The organism is Aquirhabdus parva (assembly GCF_003351745.1).
Taxonomy (GTDB): Bacteria; Pseudomonadota; Gammaproteobacteria; order Pseudomonadales; family Moraxellaceae; genus Aquirhabdus; species Aquirhabdus parva.
Genome location: NZ_CP031222.1, coordinates 1,127,373 through 1,152,383, shown reverse-complemented (window position 1 = coordinate 1,152,383; position 25,011 = coordinate 1,127,373). Strand labels below are relative to the sequence as shown.

At 46.5% G+C, this 25,011-nt stretch carries 22 protein-coding genes; 12 read left to right on the top strand and 10 right to left on the bottom strand.

The window, feature by feature from the left end; translation table 11 throughout:
- Positions 1–107: 107 nt before the first annotated feature.
- From HYN46_RS05105 to HYN46_RS05075, 7 genes are all read right to left on the bottom strand, one after another.
- Entirely contained in the window at positions 108–428 is a 321-nt protein-coding gene (locus tag HYN46_RS05105; protein ID WP_114900623.1) for a DMT family transporter, read from the bottom strand.
- A gap of 76 nt (positions 429–504) precedes the next feature.
- Entirely contained in the window at positions 505–2,745 is a 2,241-nt protein-coding gene (locus HYN46_RS05100) for a TonB-dependent receptor (RefSeq protein ID WP_162818090.1), read from the bottom strand.
- Between the two features lie 262 nt (positions 2,746–3,007).
- A complete protein-coding gene (gene tauD, locus HYN46_RS05095; protein WP_210009393.1) occupies positions 3,008–3,901 on the bottom strand; it encodes a taurine dioxygenase in 894 nt (297 codons plus the stop codon).
- Positions 3,902–3,970: 69 nt separating this feature from the next.
- Positions 3,971–4,828 carry a taurine ABC transporter permease TauC gene (tauC, locus tag HYN46_RS05090; protein WP_114898378.1) on the bottom strand — a complete coding sequence of 286 codons (858 nt, stop codon included), beginning with the start codon at positions 4,826–4,828 and terminating at the stop codon, positions 3,971–3,973.
- A 12-nt stretch (positions 4,829–4,840) separates the two neighbouring features.
- A complete protein-coding gene (tauB, locus tag HYN46_RS05085; RefSeq protein ID WP_114898377.1) occupies positions 4,841–5,641 on the bottom strand; it encodes a taurine ABC transporter ATP-binding subunit in 801 nt (266 codons plus the stop codon).
- Between the two features lie 11 nt (positions 5,642–5,652).
- Positions 5,653–6,657 (bottom strand): taurine ABC transporter substrate-binding protein, encoded by a 1,005-nt coding sequence (gene tauA / locus HYN46_RS05080; protein ID WP_228254896.1) that lies wholly within the window; start codon positions 6,655–6,657, stop codon positions 5,653–5,655.
- 272 nt (positions 6,658–6,929) lie between these two features.
- Entirely contained in the window at positions 6,930–9,041 is a 2,112-nt protein-coding gene (locus HYN46_RS05075; protein ID WP_114898376.1) for an SPFH domain-containing protein, read from the bottom strand.
- Between the two features lie 240 nt (positions 9,042–9,281).
- On the opposite strand from HYN46_RS05075, the gene HYN46_RS05070 reads away from it, so the two are divergent.
- The 5 genes from HYN46_RS05070 (at position 9,282) to HYN46_RS17470 (ending at position 12,690) form a co-directional block, all read left to right on the top strand.
- Positions 9,282–9,749, top strand: a complete 468-nt coding sequence (locus HYN46_RS05070) for a MarR family winged helix-turn-helix transcriptional regulator (protein WP_114898375.1) — start codon at positions 9,282–9,284, stop codon at positions 9,747–9,749.
- Positions 9,750–9,904: 155 nt separating this feature from the next.
- Positions 9,905–10,330, top strand: coding sequence for an organic hydroperoxide resistance protein (locus tag HYN46_RS05065; RefSeq protein ID WP_114898374.1), 426 nt, complete (start codon positions 9,905–9,907; stop codon positions 10,328–10,330).
- 163 nt (positions 10,331–10,493) lie between these two features.
- Positions 10,494–10,979 carry a LexA family protein gene (locus HYN46_RS05060; protein ID WP_114898373.1) on the top strand — a complete coding sequence of 162 codons (486 nt, stop codon included), beginning with the start codon at positions 10,494–10,496 and terminating at the stop codon, positions 10,977–10,979.
- On the top strand, positions 10,976–12,274 hold the full coding sequence (locus tag HYN46_RS05055; protein WP_114898372.1) for a Y-family DNA polymerase: 1,299 nt from the start codon (positions 10,976–10,978) through the stop codon (positions 12,272–12,274). Before HYN46_RS05060 ends, HYN46_RS05055 begins: the two co-directional genes overlap by 4 nt.
- On the top strand, positions 12,274–12,690 hold the full coding sequence (locus HYN46_RS17470; RefSeq protein ID WP_228254895.1) for a hypothetical protein: 417 nt from the start codon (positions 12,274–12,276) through the stop codon (positions 12,688–12,690). The genes HYN46_RS05055 and HYN46_RS17470 overlap by 1 nt, the downstream gene beginning before the upstream one ends.
- 25 nt (positions 12,691–12,715) lie before the next feature.
- On the opposite strand, the gene HYN46_RS05045 is transcribed toward HYN46_RS17470, so the two are convergent.
- The gene (locus HYN46_RS05045) at positions 12,716–13,480 is read right to left on the bottom strand and encodes a COG4705 family protein (RefSeq protein WP_456061858.1); all 765 of its coding nucleotides are present in this window, start codon (positions 13,478–13,480) and stop codon (positions 12,716–12,718) included.
- Between the two features lie 250 nt (positions 13,481–13,730).
- Here HYN46_RS05045 and HYN46_RS05040 point away from each other — a divergent pair, with 250 nt between their 5' ends.
- The 6 genes from HYN46_RS05040 (at position 13,731) to HYN46_RS05015 (ending at position 21,381) form a co-directional block, all read left to right on the top strand.
- On the top strand, positions 13,731–13,985 hold the full coding sequence (locus tag HYN46_RS05040; RefSeq protein WP_162818089.1) for a hypothetical protein: 255 nt from the start codon (positions 13,731–13,733) through the stop codon (positions 13,983–13,985).
- Positions 13,986–14,115: 130 nt separating this feature from the next.
- On the top strand, positions 14,116–14,511 hold the full coding sequence (locus HYN46_RS05035; RefSeq protein WP_114898370.1) for a hypothetical protein: 396 nt from the start codon (positions 14,116–14,118) through the stop codon (positions 14,509–14,511).
- Positions 14,512–14,564: 53 nt separating this feature from the next.
- On the top strand, positions 14,565–15,980 hold the full coding sequence (locus tag HYN46_RS05030; RefSeq protein WP_114898369.1) for a TolC family protein: 1,416 nt from the start codon (positions 14,565–14,567) through the stop codon (positions 15,978–15,980).
- Positions 15,977–17,224, top strand: coding sequence for an efflux RND transporter periplasmic adaptor subunit (locus HYN46_RS05025; protein ID WP_114898368.1), 1,248 nt, complete (start codon positions 15,977–15,979; stop codon positions 17,222–17,224). Before HYN46_RS05030 ends, HYN46_RS05025 begins: the two co-directional genes overlap by 4 nt.
- Positions 17,217–20,456 (top strand): efflux RND transporter permease subunit, encoded by a 3,240-nt coding sequence (locus tag HYN46_RS05020; protein ID WP_114898367.1) that lies wholly within the window; start codon positions 17,217–17,219, stop codon positions 20,454–20,456. Before HYN46_RS05025 ends, HYN46_RS05020 begins: the two co-directional genes overlap by 8 nt.
- Positions 20,446–21,381: a cation diffusion facilitator family transporter gene (locus HYN46_RS05015; protein WP_114898366.1), complete on the top strand. Its 936-nt coding sequence runs from the start codon at positions 20,446–20,448 to the stop codon at positions 21,379–21,381. The genes HYN46_RS05020 and HYN46_RS05015 overlap by 11 nt, the downstream gene beginning before the upstream one ends.
- 56 nt (positions 21,382–21,437) lie before the next feature.
- Here HYN46_RS05015 and murI read toward each other — a convergent pair whose 3' ends face one another.
- Together murI and HYN46_RS05005 are read right to left on the bottom strand one after the other, a co-directional pair.
- Entirely contained in the window at positions 21,438–22,313 is an 876-nt protein-coding gene (murI, locus tag HYN46_RS05010; protein WP_114898365.1) for a glutamate racemase, read from the bottom strand.
- Positions 22,314–22,375: 62 nt separating this feature from the next.
- Complete coding sequence (locus tag HYN46_RS05005; RefSeq protein ID WP_162818088.1) at positions 22,376–23,038, bottom strand: DUF1285 domain-containing protein; 663 nt, start codon at positions 23,036–23,038, stop codon at positions 22,376–22,378.
- Positions 23,039–23,340: 302 nt separating this feature from the next.
- On the opposite strand from HYN46_RS05005, the gene HYN46_RS05000 reads away from it, so the two are divergent.
- Positions 23,341–24,999 (top strand): electron transfer flavoprotein-ubiquinone oxidoreductase, encoded by a 1,659-nt coding sequence (locus HYN46_RS05000; protein ID WP_114898363.1) that lies wholly within the window; start codon positions 23,341–23,343, stop codon positions 24,997–24,999.
- The last annotated feature ends 12 nt before the right edge of the window (positions 25,000–25,011 follow it).

Genomic DNA, 25,011 nt, shown 5'->3' with positions numbered 1-25,011 from the left:
TCCTGTGAATGATTTAAACGTTATCGAGAGCATATAATAAAAAGCAGGACATGACGACGTTATCTATAACATCAAAGATTAGGTAGCGCAAAAATGATATTTTTAATTTAGGCTTTAGAGGATAGATTTAAAATGATGGCGCCTGCAGTGATCAATGATATCCCTAAAATCGCCGTTAAATCTAATTTCTGACCATAGATAATCCAGCCGACAACCGAGATGAGTACAATGCCTACGCCCGACCAGATAGCATAAGCGATTCCTATGGGAATGGTACGTAAAGTTAAAGACAGAAAATAGAAGGCGATGCCGTAGCCAACCACGACCACAACAGAAGGCAGGAGATGGCTAAATCCATCTGAGGACTTTAGCACCGAAGTCGCAATCACTTCTGAAATAATTGCGATGGCAAGATAAGTCCAATTCATAACGTAAACACCAAATAAAAAAAGAACCATGGGCTCATTTCAATAAGCCCATGGGTAAGAAGATGGGTCAGTTCAATTATTTAAACTTAGCCCCTAAGGTCAAGAATGCGGTACGTGGCGCACCGGCAAGGAGATTATACGACGTACCGGCTGCATCGCTGGAAGGGAATGGATTATCGCCAAATACAAAGAACTTCTTATTCAGTACGTTATTGACCGTAAAGCTTAAGTTTAATTCATTCGCGTATCCGACATTTTTCCAGCGATAGCCACCGCCCAAATCCCACAAGCTATACCCTTGAACCGAGTTATCATTCACATAGGTATAATAACGCTTACCAATGTAATTCACGCCCACATGACCAAAAGCCTGACCGTTATCATAGGTTAATTCAGAGCTACCAATCCAGCGCGGCGCATCGACCACTTGTTTACCTGAGCTGTGGTAAATCACACCATTATCTGTGAAATCATCTTTATATTTTGAGTCGTTATAACTGAGGGAGTTACTCCATTTCAAACGAGAGAGAGGTGACCATGCAAAATAACCCTGTATCCCATTAGTCTCAACCTTCCCCACGTTGGAGAGTATGGAAGGATTACCAATGATCGCAGCTCCTTGCTGGAGTGCCAATAAACGGTTTTTAAAATCAACATGGTATACCGTCACTGAGCTCTCTAACTCACGATCATGATAGCGCCAGCCTGCTTCAGTTGTAATCGACTCCTCAGGACGAATCGTCTGCTTCACGGCATCAAATCCGGCTTGGGTCGTATCAAAAGGCGAAGCCCCCCCTTTGATCACACCGCGATAAGCCGTAATATTTTGTGCGGCATCGGCAAATAACTCATTGTGCTCATTCAGCTTAAAGTTAATCCCCGCTTGTGGTAAAAAGTTCTTTGTTGCAGTCAATGAGCCATTCAGCCTGAAGCTTGCTGCAGTATCGTTATAACTCTTGATCGACGTGGTGCTTCGTGGTGTCTTAAAACCGAAGTTAACCGTTAATTGATCTGATAGCTTCAACGTATCTTGGGCATGGAACTGTATGGTATCGGTCTGAAAGTTATAATCCCAACGCGTCAAGTATGGATCTGAAGGACGCTCATAAGGAGAACTTGGCCCTGAATCCTGCGCGTAAAACCGCATTGCATTATCAAAATCATTGCGCTCATACCAAATACCCGTATTAAAGGTATGAATGCCGCTTTCGATCGTCAACGCCGAAAGAATCCCAGAACGATTGATATTAAACTCAAGTGTGCGTAAAGCAATCGGAAGTACAGGCGTACCATTCACGACGGGCGGATTCGGCAGCCACCATGTACCCGTCCCCTCTTGATTATGATGGTAGACCGTGGTTTTGATTGATGCATGGTCAGTCAAGAAATAATCCAATGTTGCACCTGCAAGCCAGTCCTCACGTAGACCCGACCCATTGTAGTACGCATCATCTTCTGAGGTTTCACCCGATGCCCATTGATGCTTGGCCGAATTGATTGCTGTATTCCAGTTCGGCGCATAATAATCCCAGTTATAGCCCAAACGACGAATGCTATCTTTGGACTGATCCATGTAATCCACTTCTTTGCGATCTGACCAGTTTAAGAATGCACTGAACTTGGCATTTTCAAAGTTGGAAACCAGTTTGGAATTGAACTGTTGTTGTTTTTGAGCGCCATCACCGCGCCATTTATCAGAGTCTTGATCCGTGAAGCTTAAAGACAGCTTGGTATTACTACCCGCAATCAGCCCCGTATCTAAGCGTACAAAAGAACGCTTGGCAGAGTCTTGTCCGAAGCTTTGTTGTAGGTTAACACCCGCTTTGTCAGATGGATCTAAAGAATAAAACTGCAAGGTTCCACCCAGATTACTGGTTGATGCCGTGCCCAAGGCACCAGTCCCTTGTGATACAACAGCTCGGGCAATATTTTCTGATGAGATCGCCCGTGATATGTGTAGACCATTGTAATTGCGATAACTCATGTCCCCAAGCGGCACATCATCGAGGGTAAAGCCCAATTGATTTTGACTAAAACCTCGGATACTGATTCGGCTTCCCCACTCATAGCCACCATACGTATCCGCTGAATTAAAGTTCACGCCAGGCAAACGACTAATCGCTTTCAGTGGACTTGATCCAGGTGCAGTATCGGCGATATCAGATTTTCCCACTTCTGAGACCTGGCGGGTTTGACGAGTTCCAAAAACCGTTACGGCTTGTGCCGCATCGGTGGCAACATCTTCCGCATAAGCCCCCGCACAATAGATCAAGCTCAATACCGCAGCCGCAATAGGTCTTTTTTTAAGTCGAAGCATCATATTTCCTGAAAAATAAATAAGTCAGGATTTTTATTTTTTAGACGACCATCCCCCTTAACAATATATTTATAGCTGATATAAACATTCAAATTAAGAATTAATAAAAGGGATGATTAATAAAAAGTAAAAATCAATACGATAATTATATAATTTTTACTAACCAATCCGTTTTACATAAAATCCATAACCTTATGAGAAATAATATATTGCATCTAAAACATAAAGGGATACTTCTAAAGGATAAGGCGTAATCACGTTATTATCTTTCTAAAAAATACGGTTTATCGCCGTTGACAGTCGCACGCTGCATGACGCGATGCTGAGGACGATAATCATCAATAGCATAATGAAAAGTCACTCGATTATCCCAGAAAGCCACATCATCTTTCTGCCAGCGCCAGCGGACGGTAAAATCAGGTCGTTGACTATGCTGAAACAAGAATGCCAATAATGCTTGGCTTTCAGGGTCGGAAAGCTCGTTAATTCGGGTGGTAAAACCCTCATTAACAAAGAGTGCTGGTAGACCTGAAATCGGATGAGTCCGAACTACAGGATGTGTCACTGGTGGATTCTTTTTCAGTGCAGCTTCAAAGCGACTACGCTCCTCAGGATTGGTTGCAAAGCGATCTGCTGGAAAAGACTTGGCAATATCATGTTGCGCTGTTAGACCAGTCAGCAATTGTTGAATGGCAGGAGATAAAGCAGCATAAGCTGCAGTACCACTCGCCCACAGCGTATCTCCACCGATTGGCGGAATTTTTTTTGCACTTAATATTGATCCTAAAGGGGGTGTTGCCGAAAAGCTAACATCGGTATGCCAGAGTGCATTATCTCGTAAATCATTTCGCTCCGTATCCAAGATCAAAATTTCGGGCTGCTCAGGCACATTGGGATATATCGGATGAATATGCAGATCCCCAAAATTTCTCGCAAAACGATAATGCTCCGCAGGTGTCAAAGGCTGATTTCTAAAAAAAAGAACCTGATGTTCAACCAGTGCTTGCTCTAAAAACTGTTTGATCTCATGGCTAATAGATTGACTCAGGTGAATACCCTCAATGATCGCACCGATAGCGGGGCTCAAGGGTATGACCTGAATACCAATGGGCGTAGAGGCGCTAGCAGAAGCAATAGGTGCTGTAAAAGAAGACATAACAAAACTCGAGAACATTGGGGAGAAGGACAACCCCTTATTGAAAATGAGACATCCAAATGACTGGACTTATGGATTGTGATCCCAAGGCACTAGGCGTTTTTGCAAGGCCCGTAACCCCAACTCCAGCGCCACTGCGATGATGGCAATAATCAAAATACCGACGATGACGACATCAGTCTGCAATAGCTGCGCGGCAGATTGGACCATAAACCCGAGTCCTTGCGTCGCAGCAATCAGCTCAGCCGCTACCAACGTGGACCACCCCACACCTAGACCAATACGGATCCCGGTCAAAATTTGTGGCAACGCACTCGGGATAACCACATATCGAATGAGCTGAGATGGAGTCGCACCTAAGGACTTTGCCGCTAATAATTTCTTCTGATCAACAGCAAGCACACCCGTCGAAGTTGCAATGAAGATAGGAGCAAAAATAGCCAGATAGATCAGTAAAATCTTGGAAAACTCACCAATTCCAAACCAGATGACAATCAAAGGCAGATATGCCAATGGCGGAATAGGCCGATAAAACTCAACCAACGGATCGATGATGCCGCGAATTACACGACTCTGACCGATCGCAATACCCGTTGGCACCGCGATCAGGATCGCCGCCAATAAAGCCAAACTGATCCGTCTTAGACTCGCTCCTGTATGTTGCCAGAGGCTTGTGCCCAGATAACCATCGCTGGATAAGCTCAGGAATCTAGCCAATACCGTTGAGGGTGCCGGTAAAAATAATGGCTTAATCCAACCCAGTGTCGTAATAAGCCACCAAATCAGAAGTACCCCCAACAGAGTCGCTGCACTTATCAATAAAGTATTCAATCGTAAACTCAATACTTTTGGCTTTTTCTTGGTCGTGGTCTGAAGCGCAACTTCAACATGAGGAGCAACTTGCGTATCTGTTATCGGTCTGTTCATGTGGCTTCTCGATTAAACTGAAACAGATTGATTGTTTAACGTATGCACATGCTGCTCGAACACACGCTGCAACACATGCTCACGCACAGCAATGAACTGCGGATCGGACTTAATCGATCGTGCTGACTCGCCCGCAATAAAACGCTTAGAAAAATCCAGTGAAATTCGCTCAACGATACCCCGTGGCGAGGGGGCAAGAATGACTAAGTCAGTTGCCAAGAAAACCGCCTCTTCAATATCATGCGTGATCAGAAAGACAGGCTTATGCGTGTCAGCCCATACATCCAGCAGCAAACACTGCATCTGCTCACGAATGAAAGCGTCCAAAGCACCAAAGGGCTCATCCAATAGCAATACTTGAGGATCAGATGCCAAGGCACGCGCCAACCCCACGCGTTGCCGCTGTCCTCCAGACAGCTCCCATACTTTGCGCTTTGCAAAACCCTCTAAACTCACCCGCTTTAAAATCTCTTGTACTTTCGCCAGCCGAGCCTGTAGTGGCACTCCTGCTAGCTGTAAACCAAAGGCAACATTACTTTGCACATCCTGCCAAGGAAGTAAGACATCATCTTGGAACACCACGCCGCGGTCGGCTCCTGGTCCTTTCACAGGTCGATCATTGAGCAGAATTTTCCCCTTAGAGGACTCGATAAATCCTGCGATCAAATTAAGTAGGGTCGTTTTTCCGCTCCCCGAGGCACCCAAGACCACGAGTAACTCACCCGCAGAGAGGGAAAGTGAAATATCCGATAATACGGGCTGTGTACTATTCGGATAGGTCGCGCTAATTTGATCGATAACCAAAGTGGACATCTGCAATCCTTCTATTTTTGGGCAATGATGGACTGAATAAATTGCGTACTGACATAGGGTGAATAGTCACTTAGCACTTCATTCACCATGCCTTGTGATTTTAGGAAATTTGCTGTTTTTGCGATGTCTTGGGCGGTTCCTTTGGCAAGTAAGCGGGGGCTCAATTGAGACTGCAAATCCGGATAACTCGCTCCTTCAAGTAAGGTCGGGATATCCTCGGGCTTAACGCCCGTTAGCTTCGCGATTGCAGCGACTGGTGCAGACTGGGCTGTCCACTCGCTTTTGTGCTGCTTATAATTGGCAAAACTCTCTAAAGTCACCTTGGCAAATTTTGAGACGATTTCTGGATGTGCTTTTGCAAAGTCTTTGCGCACCACCCAAACCTCAAAAGTCGGATGTCCCCAAGACCCCACCTCATCAGCACTCGTCAGTACATGCCCCGTTTTCTTAATCTCTGCTAGTGCAGGCGACCACACAAACGCACCATCAATATCTCCACGTTGCCATGCTGCATTAATTTCTGATGGATTGAGGTTGATCAAGGTAATTTTAGAAGTCGGAATCTGCCAATGTTGCAGAGCACCCAATAAGCTGTAATGCGATGTAGAAACAAACGGCGTTGCTATCTTTTTACCGATGAGATCTGCGGGGCTATTAATCCCGCTTCCGGTTCGAACGACGAAAGCTTCAGCACCTTTAATTTCTGCAGAGACGATAAAGGCCTCAATCGCCAACTGCCGCGATGCCCCCGCGGCTAAAGGACTTGACCCCAAGTTACCAATATCGACATCGCCTGATGCCAGTGCATTAATGACTTCTGCACCACTATTGAAGCGTTTCCACTCCACAGACGAGCCTATTTCTTTATCATACAAGCCTTCAGCTTGAGCTACTTTTGAAGGATCAACGCCCGTTTGATAAGCGACAACAGTATGTAATTTTTCTGATTGAGAACAACCTGATGACGCAAGAACTAAACTAAGCAGAGGGAGAAAATAAAACTTACTGCATTTCAAAAGAATAACGCCATATCAACATAGACATTTAAGCCTAAGAGATATCTTCCATCCAAAAAAGTAATAAAAAAAGCTAAATAAATCATATTTTCTTCATTAACAATTTATCCAGATGAAAAACTTTTCAAAAGCTTTAAAAAAGGCTCTTAAAATGATCATGCCACATCATTGACACATCGTACCCAAGACAAATGAAAAAAGCGCTCTGCCATCAAACAGAGCGCTCTTAATCAGACGCATATAAACTAGATCATGAGAGTCATCAGACTCGTTTAGGCATCTTTATTCATATCACCCGGAAGCGTAGCAGTGTCCTTGTTCAAATCTTTAGAAACCAGATTTGCCAGCAAGACATTGACCAGAGATCCTGCTGAGCCCTGATTGTCTGCACCGCCCCCACCAGCTACCATAATCTGAGGAACCAGAGGAATCTTGGCCTCCGCCAAAGCCCGACCGACCTCAATTAACGCATAGTTGGCTTGGCCTACAGCATCGGTCTTCATTTGAATCACCTTTGCTTCTGCTGTACCCACAGCAAGGGTGTTCTCTGCTTTGGCTTTACCAACTACAGATAACACATTGGCATCCGCTTCCGCATTCACGGTTTTAGAGCGCGCATCCCCTTCAGCATTCAGCACCTTAGAGTTTTTGTCCCCTTCCGCTTTCTTCACCATGGAGCTTGCATTGAACTGAGAGATTTCGACTTCGCGCTCCGCTGCTACCACGCGTGATTGCGTATCGGCAATTGCCTGTGCTTGTTCATACTCTTTACGCGCAACTTGAGCCAATTGCTGGGTCACAAACGTCACTTGCTCTTGCTCTGCGATCTTACGATCAGTGAGGGTCTTCATTAGCGACTCAGGCGGGACGATATCTCCAATTAAAGTATCTACGGCAACGACGTTGTATTCATTCAACGCCTCACCAATACATGCTTTGGCATCGGCCTGACGTTGTGTACGACCTTTTAGAAAATCAATCACATCTGAACTTTGTGCGGTATTACGGAAATAGTTGCCAATCGTTGGCTCTAGGACTTGTGTCACCAAGTTTCCTACACTACCAAAACGTGCAATTACTTTAGGGGAATCACCGCGTGGAATATGAATAATCTGTGAGACATCAAGATTAAAGGTAAAGCCATCTGAGCTACGCACGGTAATCGTTGACAAATTTTTATCAAGATTATGAGCTTCAGACTTACCCGTTGCCCAGTTCAGTACCACGTTCGCAGTCGGTACGCATTCCACTTTATGGGTATACGGATTAATCGGATATTTACCCGGATCAAGCGGCTCGACCCATACCCCTTTTTGTCCACGTGATACCAGATTGCCATGTTTAAAGTCCGCACCCGTGACGTCTTTGCCCTCATCACCAACATAAGCAATCACAACACCGGCATTGGCAATCGGAACCTCAGTCATTTGTACCACTTCAACGGTCGCAAACATCGGATTGATAAAATAACGCCCCGCCAGAATGACTTGCTCTTGCAGGCCTTTATAGCCACCCGCCGAGATAAATGCTTGACCATCCTGAAACAGATTGTGCCGAGGAACTTCCTTGCCTGCGATTTCACCCGTCGGTAGAGAGGCACCTTCTTTCGTTGTTACAATCCCGACCATATTGTCAGGAATATCAACAGAATCAACGGCCTTAACCGAAAACAGGCGCGGGTTGATACGATACTGTCCATTAGGAATAATCGAAATTTGTGGACCGCGCTCACCGCCAGAGGTCAAAAACTTATGCGCGTCTTGGAACATATTACAATTCACATGCTTTGCCAGAACCCGTCCAACCGGAATCGGCGTACCGCCATGGGCCTCAACAATGCCGATTTGATTCTTATTAATCACGGTCAATGGCACAGTAGTCACGGAAAACAACAAAGAATTAATACGGTACGAACCTTCTGGAATCACCATGGCTTGTGGACCACGCTGCCCTCCTTTAGCCAAGAATGAACGTGCGTCTTGGAACATGTCGCATTCCACATGGAGCCCGATAATATTGCCGTCGGCTAGAGGTGCGCCATCGCGAGATTCAACGATACCGACATAACCCGTAGAGATTTTGGTGAGTGGTTCATTTTGCACACTGTATTGCCACGGCCAGTAGCCATAATGAATACCTGATGCGAGAGCATCAACCTGATCGCCCGCCTCACCATTCAACGCGATAATTTTGCCTGGAGGAAGGTCTTTATGCGTTCCCCACAGCACGAATTTTTTGGTGACCAGTCCAATCATGTTATCGGGAACGATGATGACACCGCAGACCCAGAGAATCTTACGCCAGAAGATTAATGCCAGCAGAATAGGCACAATCCAGAAATAAGGGAAGTAGTTAACAATAGAGTGGTATATATCAGAATCCATGAAAAAAAATTTGACCTATAAGTTTAAAATATTGCTCTAAAGAGTCCATTGTTTCAGTGGTTTAATATACTCTCCGTTGTTTACAAAACGAATAGGTTGCTTATCAGTAATATATGTATCGGCTTTCAAAATAGACAAAGTTGTCTGATGAAGAATCCCTAACACCATAGATATATACGACAGAAAATCAATTTTTAAATATCGCTTGACACTATATCGTACACGATATATATTTTTGTCATGAAGACATCAAACCCGACTTGCTCTACCGATACTGATTACTTAAGCCTTGATGCACAGCTATGTTTTGCGCTGTACTCTTCTATGCTTGGAATAAACAAAGCTTATCGGAAGCTGCTAAAAGATCTCAATCTCACTTATCCACAGTATTTGGTGATGCTGGTGCTTTGGGAGAAAGATGGGGTGAATGTTTCGGAGATTTGTGATCAGCTTTTTCTGGAAACAACGACACTCACTCCACTGCTCAAACGCCTAGAAGTGAGTGGATTGATACGACGGCAGCGCTCAAGTCTTGATGAACGTCAAGTGATTATCACGCTTACCGATGCAGGTAGAACGCTCCGAGAAGAAGCCAAGGGCATTCCTCAATGCATCAGTGAACGCGTAGGCTATTCGCGGGAAGAGGTTGATCAGCTACGTGAAAACCTCGTTAATCTTCGTAAACGACTATTTAACGGAACCGAATGAATTAGATGCTCTGCATTTAACTAAGAAAACGCAAACATCAGATGTTTGCTTTTTTTAAACCCATTAATATCGCACGCGATATTAATATACTCGATAATATTTCATAATGATGTGAAATATCTGTACCCCTTTGAAAACCAAACAAGGAGACTCTCATGTCTATTGAAAAAGCGTTATACCAAGCCCATGCCAAAGCCACTGGTGGTCGTGATGGGCGTGCAACCTCTACTGACGGTGCACTTGATCTGAAGCTCACCACACCGCGTGAACTGGGTGGTCGTGGGGATGCAGGCACAAACCCAGAACAATTATTTGCAGCAGGTTATAGCGCATGCTTTATCGGTGCGATGAAGTTTGTTGCGGGTCGGGATAAATTACCCATGCCAGCTGATGCCAGTGTAGAAGGTACGGTTGGTATTGGTCCCATCCCAACTGGTTTTGGCATTGAAGTGGAGCTGCGGATTGACCTACCGAATATGGACCGCACTCAAGCACAGCAATTAATTGATGCCGCGCATATCGTATGTCCCTACTCTAATGCGACACGCAATAACATCGATGTCACTCTAGTGCTGGTATAAACTCTTTACCACGCCACACCTTTAAAAACCGCAGCTTTGCGGTTTTTTTTGCATGAGGAGATTCAAAAAATAAGACGCTGATCGTCGGTTGAAACAATAAAAATATGCAAAGCGACTTAAAATTATGTAAGATATATCTAACGTAATTGTACTCCTATTTAAAATGACTTCTACATATCCTCTAACAGCGTTTGAGATCAAGCCTGTCGTGATCACGACAGAAACTTATCACATTCCGATCGCACTAGAGCGTGTCTCAGCAGGATTTCCTTCGCCTGCGGCTGAATATATGGATGGTAGTATTGATCTCAATAAGCATCTCATTAAAAACAAAAAATCTACATTTATTGTTCGTGTGAACTCGATGTCCATGCGTGATGCGGGGATTTCAATTGATGATGAGCTGGTTGTTGATCGCTCTGTAACTGCAGAATGCGGGGATATCGTGATTGCGCTGATCAACAATGAATTCACGGTCAAAACCCTGATCATCGAAACGCTAGAATCGGATCAGCAAAAAGTCTGGTTACGTGCAGAAAATCCAGAATTCAAATCAATCTATCCTAGAGATAATGAAGACATCGAAGTCTGGGGTGTGGTGACCGCTGTGATTAAAAATGTCTATAAACGCAGACGGAAGAGATCATGAATCAGGTCTATGCACTGGTAGATGTGAATAACTGCTATGTGAGCTGCGAGCGGGTTTTTAATCCCAAATTGAAGGATAAGCCTGTTGTCGTTCTTTCAAACAATGACGGTTGTGTCGTTTCACGCAGTAGCGAAACCAAAGCGCTAGGTGTACGCATGGCAGGGCCATGGTATCAGTTTAAGGACTTGGCTCGGCAACATGGGATTATCGCCTTATCGAGTAACTATGCGCTGTATGGTGAAATGTCGAATCGTTTTATGGGTATTCTTGGCGACTTTGTCACCCCTGCCGAGCAAGAAATATACTCGATTGACGAGTGCTTCCTTGAGCTGACTCAGTATCAAAACTTATTTAATCTAACTGAGTATGCGCAGCAAATGCGTCAGCGCGTCAAGCAGTGGATTGGTCTACCAGTCTGTGTCGGGATTGGTGCCACTAAGACACAGGCTAAACTGGCGAACTATTGGGCAAAGTCACAGCCTGACTTTAATGGCGTTTGTAATTGGCTAGAGATAGACCCTGAAATCAAAACCGCATGGATGGAGCAGACTGAGGCCCGAGAGGTTTGGGGGGTGGGTCGTAAACATACAGAGGCGCTAGGGAAGATGGGGATTAAATCCATTGCAGATCTGGTCAAGGCTAATCCAATGCAGATCAAAAAGCACTTTTCGATCGTCCTTGCGCGTACGGTGATGGAACTTCAAGGCATCAGTTGCCTAACTTTGGAGACGCAGGCTGCGGTCAAACAACAGATCATTTCGTCTCGCACTTTCGGCACACGTATCTCACAACTCGATAAACTGCATGAAGTCATTACCGTATTTGCAACCCGCGCACATAGCAAACTACGCGCAGATAAATCCGTGTGCGCCATGATTACGGTCTATATCACAACCAATCGCCATCGAGAGCAAGATCGCCAAATTCGCAATAGTTTTACAGTGACACTCAAAGATGCAAGCGACGATATTCTCCAGATCACCCACGCCGCGCGCGTCGCCGTCTCTAAAATCTATCAAGCTGGCTACGACTATCAAAAAGCAGGGGTAATTTTATCAGCCATCTCCCCTAAGAGGACATGTGTACAGTCTCTGTCTTTATTTGACTCGGACCCCAATGAGGCGATCAAGCATGAAAGCCTAATGGATGCTCTTGAGAAAGTGTCTAATAAATTCGGCAAAAAATCTTTAGGGGTAGGTGTATCAGCCGTCCAAGGTCAAAGCTGGGAGATGACTCAAGCCCATCGCTCCCCCAATTATTTATGTGACTGGAATGATATTCCAGTGGTGAATTGATGATGACTAAAGACCTCGAAGAGATTTTACTAGGATTGAGTTGGGATGATTTTTACCAACAGGCGCTCGAACATTTCAAACGGCACTGGGCGCTTCACGTTGCCGAAGGTTCATTACTTTACGCATGGCTGATTGAGCAGTGCTTACGCAATGACTTTTCCGATGAAGAACAAAAGAAGTTACTTGCCATAAACTTCTTTGAATTTAAACACGCGATCAAAACCAAGAAATATCTCGCCAAGATCGCTCAGAATTGGTCTACATCAGAGGACCAGTTTCTCATTGAAAATTGTGAGTTATCGATAGATCAGTTAGCACAGGCCTTGCAACGATCAACCGATGAAATTCAGGATCGTCGCCAATGCCTTGGATTAATCAGGAGAATGCGCGCGGTCACGAGGCTTACGATGCCTTGATGGCTCAAACTTTTGATTAAAAGAGTTATCGAACACGTCTTTGGTATTGCCACATCGCATAAGTAATACAAAGGCCGAGTATGCTTAAGAGAATCAGTGACGACTCGATGGTTCCGACCCCTAGTCCGCCTTTATCCACTGACTTTGTAAACAGATCCCCGAAAGTTGCGCCGAAAGGTCGAGTGAGGATAAAAGCTAACCAAAACAGAAACACTTTCGAAATTTGGGTAAACCGTGCAGCGATTGCTGAGGCCAATAATATTCCTCCGATGAGCAACGCCCCGCCCGCATAGCCCAAGCCAGAGCTATCAGCCAAGAAATCCCCGAGTGCAGTACCTAAAGTATTAGAAACAAGAATAGCCATCCAATAGATTAATTCTGTTTTTGGGGATCGGATTTTTTCAACATCCAATGTCTGGCCGCTGAGCCGCCAGAAGGCAAAGATGAGTAGTAAAATGCTGAGTAATAAGCCTGAGCCTGCGACATAACCCAGATGTAAACTACGATCTAAATAATCAGAAATCGTTGTTCCCACCATCGTGGTTGATAAAATCACACTCCAGTACAAAAGCGGGAGATATCGCTTTGCAAACAACTGAGGAATTACGGTTACGAGGAAGAAGCCAAACAATAAAATAGAACTTATCGCATAGCCTAAGTTTAGCGTCATTGAAAAAAGATCACCTGCAGTTTCCCCGAGCGTCGTTGTTGATATTTTCATCACCCAGAAAAGCAATGTAATTTCAGGCAGCTTGCTCACTGTAAGACTAATTTTATTGTGCTCTACCATATGCATTGAGTGCCTCGGCTTAAAAAAGGAATTGAGTTGCTTCTTTAAACTATAGAGACCCAAACTTATGGCAATCATAGGAGTCCCAATCAATAGAATTAAGCGAACAATTCTTAACAATCCCAAAATACTCACATAAACAAATGCCTAATCTTGACCTCAATTCCGCTGAAAAGTTTGGATACACATTACAAATTAGGGAGATTTTTTGCGTGATATGATCATTTTCCCATCAGCTAGGACGGCTGCTATGAATACTCAACGACTCATTTATAGTAATAGTTATGGTCATAACGATGCCCTAGTGAATGCCATTTTGGCTAAATCTAGTCGCGAACACGATACACGGGAAATGGTCAGACTCGTGGATAAATCACGCTGTTCAAGACAGCATAATGCCGTTGTGATTGCCGTAATGGCGCTAAATGAACACAATACGTTATGTAAACTCATGAATGAAACTAGAAACGCCAATGCCTCTCCCCGCAAGCGGGAAAGCCAGTAGATATCTTCCCAGCCCCTTAAAAAACACAGCTACAGCTCATAGCATGCGTTATGAGTCCATTTTCCTCGTCTACAAATTGCTCATACTCTATGCGTTGACATCAAGGAAAAGTTAATCCACAATTCTCTACATGAGAACCATTTTCATCTTCTTACTGCTGACATGGCTGCCAATCCAAGGCTCTTGGAGTGTGGCGGCTCAGTTTTGTCAGCATGAAAGCCAGCCCACCACATGGCATTGGGGGCATCATCAGCACCTCAAACATGGTGCGGGGCTTTCAGAGAACTTTATTGGTCAAGACAAGGCCAGTATCGACAAGAAGGTCAATATCAATCATGGCGACCATATCGGTCACCTTGATCACGGCTTAGAACTGGTCACCGACATTGCTCCGATCACGATCATGCAATGTTTTGCCTGTATCCCCCAGTCACTCCCGCCACCAGACTATGAGTCTGCAATCCTTGATCTCCCCGAAACGCCACGCTGGTCTCCCGCAGCTATTGGCGGGGTAGCACTCATCTAGATCCCTTTAATTTGCCCGCCAAATCCTGACTTCCTATTTTAAGGAGCATTATTTTGCGCGGCATTTTTGTTTATTTACCGTTGGTGACAACGACCTTCCTCGGTCTTGCACCACTGGCACTACACGCACAGGTTGTCCCTACGGACAATCCCAACTCAACTTTTGAGATTCAACCTTCTACGCAAGCAGTTGATCAAATGGTTGCGGTTGAGCCTAAAGCCCCCCTTTCGCTTGCAGATGCACTCATGCAAGCAGAAAACTACACCCCAATCAAAAATATGTTGACTACACGTCAGCAAATTCGAGAAGCAGAATTACAACAAAGTGGATTACGAATTAATCCAGAGCTCTCTGTTTCCTCTTTAGGTCTAAAGTCCAATCAACAGGAGCAGTCTTTTGCTGTAAACCAGCGGCTGGATGTCTTTGGCGTACGCTCAGCCAAACAACAGCTGGCGCAAGCGCGACTCGATACCGAAGGTGTCCAGCAATCCCAGTATCGCGCACGGCTCAAACTGATGGTCATGGCGGCTTATCGGCAAGTGGCTATTGCCGAACAGCGACTTGATCTTGCACACCAGCAACAGTTGCTCAGCCAGCAAAGTGTATTGGTCACCAAACGACGCTTTGAGGCTGGGAGAATTGCCGAAGTTGAGCTGACTCGGATGCAGATCAGTCAGCTTCAGGCCGATAGCGAAGCAAAGAATGCACAAAATGCATTGAATATCGCTCGCCAAAATCTCAGCCGCTACTGGGGAAATCCAAGCCCTACTTTTACCAAAACCGCCTCCCCATCCGCTTGGCCGGCAATCAATCGTGTAGAACTGATGCAACGGCTTGCCGATAACCCCAGCCAGCAGTTGGCAAAGCGTGCTGTCATAGAGTCGGATGCACAGCTTAAACTGGCAGAATCACAAGCGTATGGTATGCCGACTGTCAGTGTCGGTATGCGCCGGGTTGCAGATCCAACGGCTCAGACTTACTCTCAAGTCACTGTAGGTTTAAGCATGCCTATTCCCATCTTTTCGCGTAATCAAGGTGCAGTCGCTGCTGCTCGATCAGGACAGCTTCTAGCGAAACAGCAACTGCAGACGACGCGTTTGCAGCGTGAACAGACACTCAGTCGCCTCATCGCTCAGGCAGATAATCAGTCTGAACGTTACCAGTCCATCCTAAATCAGCAATTGCCTCAGGCTCGCACAGTCCAGAAGAAGATGCTGCTCGGCTTTGAAGAAGGTAAATTTAGCGTTCTTGAGGTTCAACAATCCCAGCGCGACCTGTTGCAGTTAGAGCAATCGGCCCAAACAGCACTGGCTGAAGGCTGGCAAACCGCACTGCAAATCGAAGCGGTCCTGTCTGGCTTAGCCCTTGATGCAGATCCTGCAAGCCCCGTCCTACCCGATACACTCAATACCTCTTTACTTAACGAAGGAATGGCCGATGCAGCCAGCCTGTCAGGAGCTACGCCATGACGATCTCTCAACAACTAAAATCCTTAATGACTACTTTGAATTCAAAATTTTCACCCAAGCAACTGTTGGTTCTGGCAATTGTTATTGGAGTGACCGTGCTATTGGCACTATGGCTACTGCGTAAACCCACTTTGCCAGCACCTGAAACAGCTGAAGTCGCAACCACCACAAAACCAGAAGCTACCGCTAAAGCAGTACATGATGAGATCGAAGCCATCCCTCTAAGCGACGAACAAATTGCCAGTATCGGATTACAGATCGCGACCGTTGACTCAGCAAAACTCTCGACTCAACTGGATCTGCCGGGTGAGTTAAAACTGGATACGGATCAAGAGTCTCATATCTCCTCTCCTCTGGCCGGTCGTGTTGAAAGCGTCCACGTTGCTACGGGACAATATGTCAAAAAGGGGCAACCTCTTGCGACATTACTTGTACCGCAATTGGTCGAACTTCAGGGGAGCTTTAAGGCCGCTAATTCTCGCTTGGCACTGGCAAAAAGTAATTATGACCGTGAGCTAACGCTCTGGAAACAAGGCATCTCGGCTAAGCAAGATTACTTGCAAGCTGAAAATAGCTGGCAGCAAGCCAATATCGAAGTCGCAGCGGCGCGAGAAGGACTGCAAGCTTATGGAGCAAGTGCGACAGGCCAAACAGGTAGACTGACGCTAACTGCCTCGACCAGTGGCACATTGGTCGCGAAAGACCTCACTGTTGGCGAAACAGTACAATCCAGCAATCAACTCTTTACCATCGCCAAGCTGGATGCGCTGTGGGTCGAGTTCGCAGTTCCTCCGACGCTTGCGGGTCAGCTCTCGCCAAATATGGCACTTGAAGTGATGACCAACACCGATCAACCACCGATGTCGGCACGACTACTGACTTATACACCAAGTGCAGACAGCAAAACACGTAACCTGATCGCACGTGCACGTCTGGTGGTCAGTGAGCGCAATCTGCGTCCAAGTCAACTCGTCACAGTCCGTATGAAAGGTGAAGCTCAAGTCACACCAATAGTGATTGATTCTCGTGCCATTCAAACCATCAAAGATAAAACCGTCGTTTTTGTCGAATCCAAAACCAATGGCAAAATCAGCTTTAAAGCACAGCCCGTCACGGTAGGCAGTCTATCCGATGGCAATTTGATTGCAGTGACTCAAGGCTTAAACAAAGGCGAGCGCTATGTCACCGCAGGAAGCTTTACTCTGAAGTCCGAAGTGGTTAAAAGTGAGGCTGAACATGAATAATCATTCAAGCCAAACACCCATAGCAGAAACCGCAGATCAACCCAAAGGCATGTTTGACCGTCTGATCGCGGGTTCCATCCGTTTGCGCGGCTGGATCATGATTCTGGTGGTCGCTCTGATTGCTATCGGAGCCTATAGCTATCAGAAATTGCCCATCGATGCTGTTCCAGACATTACCAATGTTCAGGTGCAGATTAATACCGCTGCACCCGGCTATACCGCACTGGAATCCGAGCAACGCATTACCTATCTGGTCGAAACGGCGATGGCTGGCCTTCCCGATCTTGAGCATACCCGCTCAATCTCGCGTTATGGTCTATCTCAGGTCACCGTGATTTTTAAAGATGGTACCGACATCTACTTTGCGCGACAGCTCATCAGTCAGCGACTTCAAGAAGTTCGGAGTCAGCTTCCTGCCAACATTGATCCAATCATGGCGCCAGTATCAACCGGTCTGGGTGAGATTTACCAATGGGCCTTAGAAGCCAAACCCGGAGCGAAGAAGTCCGATGGCACGCCCTACAATGAATCCGACTTACGCGAGATTCAGGACTGGGTCATTCGCCCACAACTGCGCAATGTCCCCGGTGTGGCAGAAGTCAATACCATCGGTGGTCAAGTGCGTGAGTATCAAGTAACACCTGATATGAATGCACTGAGCGCGCGTGGCTTGACGCTGGCACAACTCAAAACCGCTCTGGAAGCCAGTAACAACAATCGTGGTGCGGGATTCATTGATCAGCGTGGGGAACAACTTACAGTTCGTGTGCCGGGGCAACTGCTCACTCTTGATGACATTCGCAATACAGCCATCAGTAGTGCGAATGGTGTCCCGATCAAAATCAGTGACATTGCTACTGTTCAATTTGGTCAAGAATTACGCACTGGCGCTGCAACACTGGATGGCAAAGAAACCGTCCTTGGTATTGCACTCATGACCATGGGTGCCAATAGTCGCGTCGTTGCACAAGCGGTTGCCGATCGGATGGATATGGTTCAGCGTACCCTTCCCGAAGGCATCGTGGTCAAGACCGTCTACAACCGTACAGTCTTGGTCGATAAAGCCATTAAAACCGTACAGAAGAACTTGATGGAAGGCGCACTCCTTGTGATTGCCATTCTGTTTATGTTCTTGGGTAACCTGCGTGCAGCATTGATCACGGCAATGGTGATTCCCTTATCGATGCTCTTCACTCTGACTGGAATGGTTGAGCAAAAAATCAGTGCCAATCTCATGAGTCTGGGTGCGCTCGACTTCGGAATTATCATTGATGGTGCGGTGGTCATCGTTGAAAACTGTATTCGCCGCTTTGCTCATAAACAAGAGGAACTAAAACGCCTACTCACCCGTGAAGAACGCTTCAAAGAAGTGTTCATCGCTGCGCAAGAAGCACGTCGACCACTGATCTTTGGACAGTTGATTATTCTTGTGGTGTATTTGCCGATCTTTGCCTTAACTGGCGTGGAAGCTAAACTCTTTCATCCCATGGCCGCGACGGTGGTCATTGCCTTGATTGGTGCCATGATCTTATCGGTCACCTTCATTCCTGCTGCAGTCGCTTTGTTTATCACGGGCAAAGTACAGGAAAAAGAAAACTTCATCATGCGCTTCGTGCAGAAGATTTATCGCCCGGCGCTTACAGTTTCCATCAGACAAACCCCCATCGTTCTGGTGACAGCAGTATGTTTGGTGGTCTTATCTTTATTGCTGGTTCCTCGTCTGGGAAGTGAGTTTGCACCGACCTTGAGTGAGGGAGATTTTTCCTTGCAATCAATCCGAGCCACCAGTACCAGCGTTGATCAATCGGTAAAAATGCAAACGCATCTTGAAAGCGAGCTTAAAGCGAAATTCCCAGAGATTGCCTTTGTATTTGCACGGACAGGGACGGCAGCGATCGCCTCAGATGTGATGCCACCGAATATTTCCGACGGCATCATCATCATGAAACCAAAGAAAGATTGGCCTAACCCAAATCTTTCAATGGATGAGCTTAAGGCAAAAATCAGCGCTGTTGTGGATCAGCAAGTTGGAACGATTTCGGAGTTTTCGCAGCCGATTGAAATGCGCTTTAACGAATTGATTTCAGGCGTACGTAGCGATCTGGGCATCAAGATTTTTGGTGAGGATCTCGCAACATTAACCCGTACTGCGGATCAAGTTGCAGCACGGTTACGTCAGGTCACGGGTGCAACCAGTGTCAAAGTCGAGCAAACCGAAGGCTTACCATTGATTGCCGTCAATATTGATCGTGCTGCTGCAGCGCGCTATGGGCTGTCGGTAGCTGACATTCAAGATACCGTTGCCTCGGCAATCGGTGGCACTGAAGCTGGTCAAATCCTACAAGGTGATCGCCGCTTTGCCTTGGTGATTCGCCAGTCGGCAGAGGCCAGACGACCTGAAGTTTTAGCCAATCTACCGTTGGTTCTTGCAGACGGCGGAACGATCCCGCTATCCAATGTGGCTCAAGTTCAAGAGACCACAGGTCCTAGCCAGATCAGCCGTGAAATGGGTAAACGTCGTGTGGTAGTGACCGCCAATGTCGAAAACCGTGATCTTGGTTCTTTTGTCAGTGACGTCCAAGCGGCTATGAACAAAGATATCAAACTGCCATCAGGCTACTGGATCGAATACGGCGGTCAGTTTGAAAACATGAAGTCGGCCAGCCAACGCCTTACCATCGTGATCCCTGTTGCTCTGGCTATGGTATTGGCTTTGCTCTACGCCATGTTTAGCAATGTTCGTGATTCACTGCTGGTCTTTACGGGGATTCCATTTGCCTTGACCGGTGGGATCGTTGCCTTGGGTCTGCGGGGTATTCCATTGTCCGTATCTGCGGGTGTGGGATTCATTGCCTTGTCGGGGGTCGCCGTGCTCAATGGTTTGGTCATGCTGTCCTTCATTCGTGATCTACGCAAGCAGGGCCTAGGGGTCAATGATGCCGTCTGGCAAGGCGCGATGTTACGTCTACGCCCAGTCCTGATGACTGCGCTGGTTGCCTCACTCGGCTTTGTTCCCATGGCAATTGCCACGGGCACAGGGGCTGAGGTTCAAAGACCACTCGCAACCGTAGTCATTGGTGGAATTATTTCCTCAACATTGCTCACCCTGTTGGTTTTACCTGTGCTCTATCGGTTAATCTATCGTAAAGAAGCACAGTTAGAATCGTCAGAAGAACACGTTACTCACCCTGAGTCTCAACAACCTTCAACTGGAGCTCATCATGAGCGGTAATCATCAGCATAGTCACGCTATCCCTCAGATTGGTAATGAACATCGTTTGTGGTGGGCGCTGGGCTTAACCACCACCTTCCTGATCGTAGAAGTGATCGGCGGACTATTAACCAATAGTCTTGCCCTCCTCTCCGACGCTGCCCATATGTTTACTGATACGGCTGCACTGGCTATCGCCTTGGCGGCAATCTATGTCGCCAAACGACCTGCGGACCGCAAGCGGACCTTTGGCTATCATCGCTTTGAAATCCTCGCCGCAGCGTTTAACGCACTGCTACTGTTTGTTGTCGCTTTTTATATCCTGTATGAAGCTTGGCAACGTCTCGGCAATCCACCAGAGCTACAAACCAACGGTATGCTGGTCATCGCCTCATTGGGTTTAATCATTAATCTGATTTCCATGAAGCTGCTCCTCGGTGGCAAAGATGACAGCTTAAATGTCAAAGGCGCTTATCTTGAAGTCTGGAGTGACTTACTGGGCTCAATTGGCGTCATTGTCGGTGCTGTCGTCATCATGTTTACTGGCTGGACTTGGGTCGACTCACTCGTTGCGGTCGGTATCGGCTTCTGGGTACTTCCACGGACATGGATTCTGATGCGCGATAGTTTGAATATTCTGCTGGAAGGCGTACCCGCAGAAATTGATATCGTCGCAGTTGAGAAAACCTTGCAAACGGTTGATGGTGTTGAAAGCATCCATGATCTGCATGTCTGGGCATTGACCAGCGGCAAGATCAGTCTGACTGCGCATCTGGTGTGCCCAACAGGTGATGTTCAAGCGATCTTAAATCAAGCGAAAGCGCGCTTGGCTGAGGAACATAATCTCGAACATGTGACTTTACAATGTGAGACTGAAAGCTGTGAAATGGATCATCCCGATGCTCATTTGTTTAAAACACCTTCTCATGAAGGACACCAGCACTAAGTAATCGATCTGTTGATTCGCTGTTTCCAGTCAAATGGCGAATCAATATTTTAGAATCACCCACTCGCAATCTTCAGTTGAGCCGCAGCCACACTCAGCAAATCATAGATCGCCGTTTCAACCTTAAAGTCCCAATCGACTAAGTTGCGCATCACGCGCTCTGCCGGCTCGACCTCACCCGTCACAAAACAATCCAATGTCCCGACTCCAGTTGCAGAAGTCAGTAATCTGCGTTGCGCTAATACCCGCTCCGTCTGCTTGGCAACAGCAGCGCCTGAATCAAGAAGATGAAATTTATCAGGAAAGACATGCTGAATGCTGGATGCCAGAAATGGATAGTGCGTACAACCCAATACCAACTCTTCAGCTTTTGCTTCAACAAGTGGTGCCAACACACGCTCAAGCTCTGCATAGCAGGCTTCCGAATCTTGTTCGCCAGCTTCAACAAAGGGAACCAGTGCAGGACTCACAACGGTAAACACTTCAACACCTGCGGGCACAGCCACTTCGGCAATCACATCTTTAAGCAATGTCCCACGCATGGTGCCCTGTGTGGCAAGCACACCAATTTTTTTATTCTTGGACATTTGCACCGCGGGTTTGACTGCAGGCACGAGACCAATCACAGGAAAAGACTCACCATATCGCGCGCGTAAATGCGTCAGGCTAAAAGCAGACGCAGTATTACATGCAACAACAACAGCTTTACAACCTCGTTGGTACAGCCACTCGACGGCACAAGCAGTGAGTATACGAATTTCTTCATCAGGGCGTGTTCCATAGGGCACATGCGCGGTGTCGGCAAGATAAACCATAGACTCATGCGGCAACAGTGCGCGCAGTTCTGCCACAACCGATAAGCCACCGATCCCCGAATCAAAAACGCCAATTGGCGCATCTGAATGCCCCAAATGCTGAAGTTTATCTAACAACTCGCTACTCCAAAAACTCTGGCTTTATTATTTCAGTTGATCACGCGTGAAGCAGATCAAACTTATACCAATCCCAACACAAACTGCTCATCCCCACTGCGTAAAACCATCGCCTCGCCTGCATCGGTGTGCTCAAGCACACTCCAATTCACGAGATGGTAGAACGCATTGCGATGTATCAATGCATCTAAATTGCGACGAATCCGGATATAAGGACGTATCTCACTAACACCATCCACTACGAACTCACGCATTTCAATCCGATGCTCTGCATCAGCAATCACCACGTCGCCAGTCTTGGTGGTGCAGCGAACAAAAGTTTGGCCATTATCCTCAACCTGTTCGACATCGACCACCATCAGCGGTGCGTCAACCACCTGAATCTTGATCTTTTCTACTGGCGTTTTTAGGAAATACTCTTCCTCTTCCCGCCAAAGCACCGTTGAAAACAGCTTGATTAAAGGTTCACGTGTCATCCGCGTCCCTTCATGCCACCACTCGCCATTGGCGCGAATCACCAAATCCATCTCACCGCAATACTCGGGATTCCACTTCTCAAGCGGAGGTAGACTTTTGGTCGGCTTTCCGTCAGCACCCACCAACAAACGAGAGATAGAATCCAAACCACCCGTTTTCTTCAATGGCACGTTTTGACTTAAAGACTCATCGATGGCTGGAGCAGTTGATTGACCCAAATTACCCTGTGGGGGGGATATTTTAGTCATGGTTTTTGTCCTAGAAAAGCAATTAAAATCATTATTCATCTAAATCTGTATACACTGATCTAAACGGTCGGCAGACCGTCAATTCTTGATGCAAAGTGGGCTCCGCTCTGTTAATCAAGGAATACTCTGCTAAAAAAAGCAAGTTACCGCATGTAATTTGAGTGTAAATGTGGCGTATCAAGCCACATTGATTTTATAATACCACCGCAGCTATGCCGAATAGCAATGATTTCATGCTTCGGGCAGCGTCGCAACAGCGCAATTCGCATGTTGCTAGCCACCCGCTTAAAAGAGGAAACCTTATGGAACACATCGAACGTGAATCGATGGAGTTTGATGTTGTGATTGTGGGCGCAGGCCCGGCAGGACTTTCTGCTGCAATCCGCTTACGTCAATTGGCTATAGAAAAAAATATGCCCGACCTTTCAGTCTGTGTCGTTGAAAAAGGCTCTGAAGTCGGTGCACATATCCTCTCTGGTGCGGTGCTCGAACCACGTGCCTTGAACGAACTCTTTCCTGACTGGAAAGAGCTGGGCGCACCGCTCAACGTTCCTGCCAAACAAGATGATGTGTACATGCTGACTTCGGCAACTGCCAGTATCAAAGTTCCGCATTTCTTCGTTCCTAAAACCATGCACAACGAAGGCAACTACATTGTTTCCTTGGGGAACGTTGTTCGCTGGTTGAACACTAAAGCAGAAGAACTCGAAGTTACTGTATTCCCAGGATTTGCGGCTTCTGAAGTACTTTACCATGAAGATGGTAGCGTGAAAGGCATCCAAACTGGCGATATGGGCGTTAATAAAGAAGGTGAACCAAAGCCTAGCTTTACACCGGGCTATGAACTGCACGCCAAATACACCCTCTTCGCTGAAGGCTGTCGCGGTAGCCTCGGTAAAAAACTGATGAGCCGCTTTGATCTGAACAAAGACTCACAGCCACAGCACTACGGTATCGGTATTAAAGAACTGTGGGAAATCGATCCTGCTAAGCACCAAGAAGGTTTGGTACTGCACGGTTCAGGCTGGCCTTTGACCGAAACTGGTTCGACTGGCGGCTGGTGGTTATACCACGCAGAAAACAACCAAGTGACTATGGGTATGATCATCGATCTATCATACAAAAACCCATACATGTCACCGTTTGATGAAATGCAACGCTTCAAACACCATCCTGTGATTAGCCAATACTTGGAAGGCGGTAAACGTCTTTCTTACGGCGCACGTGCAGTGATCAAAGGCGGCTTACTGGCTTTGCCTAAACTGACCTTCCCAGGTGGCTGCTTGATTGGTGATGATGCTGGTTTCTTGAACTTTGCAAAAATCAAAGGCTCTCATACGGCAATGAAGTCAGGCATGCTCTGTGCTGAAGCGGTATTTGAAGCTTTAGAAGCAGGTCGTGCGTCTGATGAAGTCACTGCCTACACTGAGAAATTCAAAGAATCATGGCTCTACCCAGAACTCTTTGCCGCACGTAACTTCGGTTCGGTGATGCATCGCTTTGGTACAGTCATTGGTGGTGGATATAACTTCATCGATCAGAATGTTTTCAGATTGCCATTCACCATTCTGGACCCATTACCTGACTTTAAAGCGCTGGAATTGGCTGAAAACTCAGTTAAACCTGTTTATCCAAAACCAGATGGCAAATTGTCATTTGATAAGCTGTCTTCCGTATTTGTGTCCAACACCAATCACGAAGAAGATCAGCCAGTGCATTTGAAACTGCGTGATCCATCGATTCCAATCGAACAAAACTTGCCATTGTACGCAGAACCAGCACAACGCTACTGCCCTGCCGGTGTTTATGAAATCGTGACCACACCAGAGGGTGCGCCACGCTTCCAGATCAACGCGCAGAACTGTGTTCATTGCAAAACCTGTGATATCAAAGACCCTGCACAGAACATCAACTGGGAAACCCCAGAAGGTGGCGGTGGTCCCAACTATCCAAACATGTAATAGATTTGATCC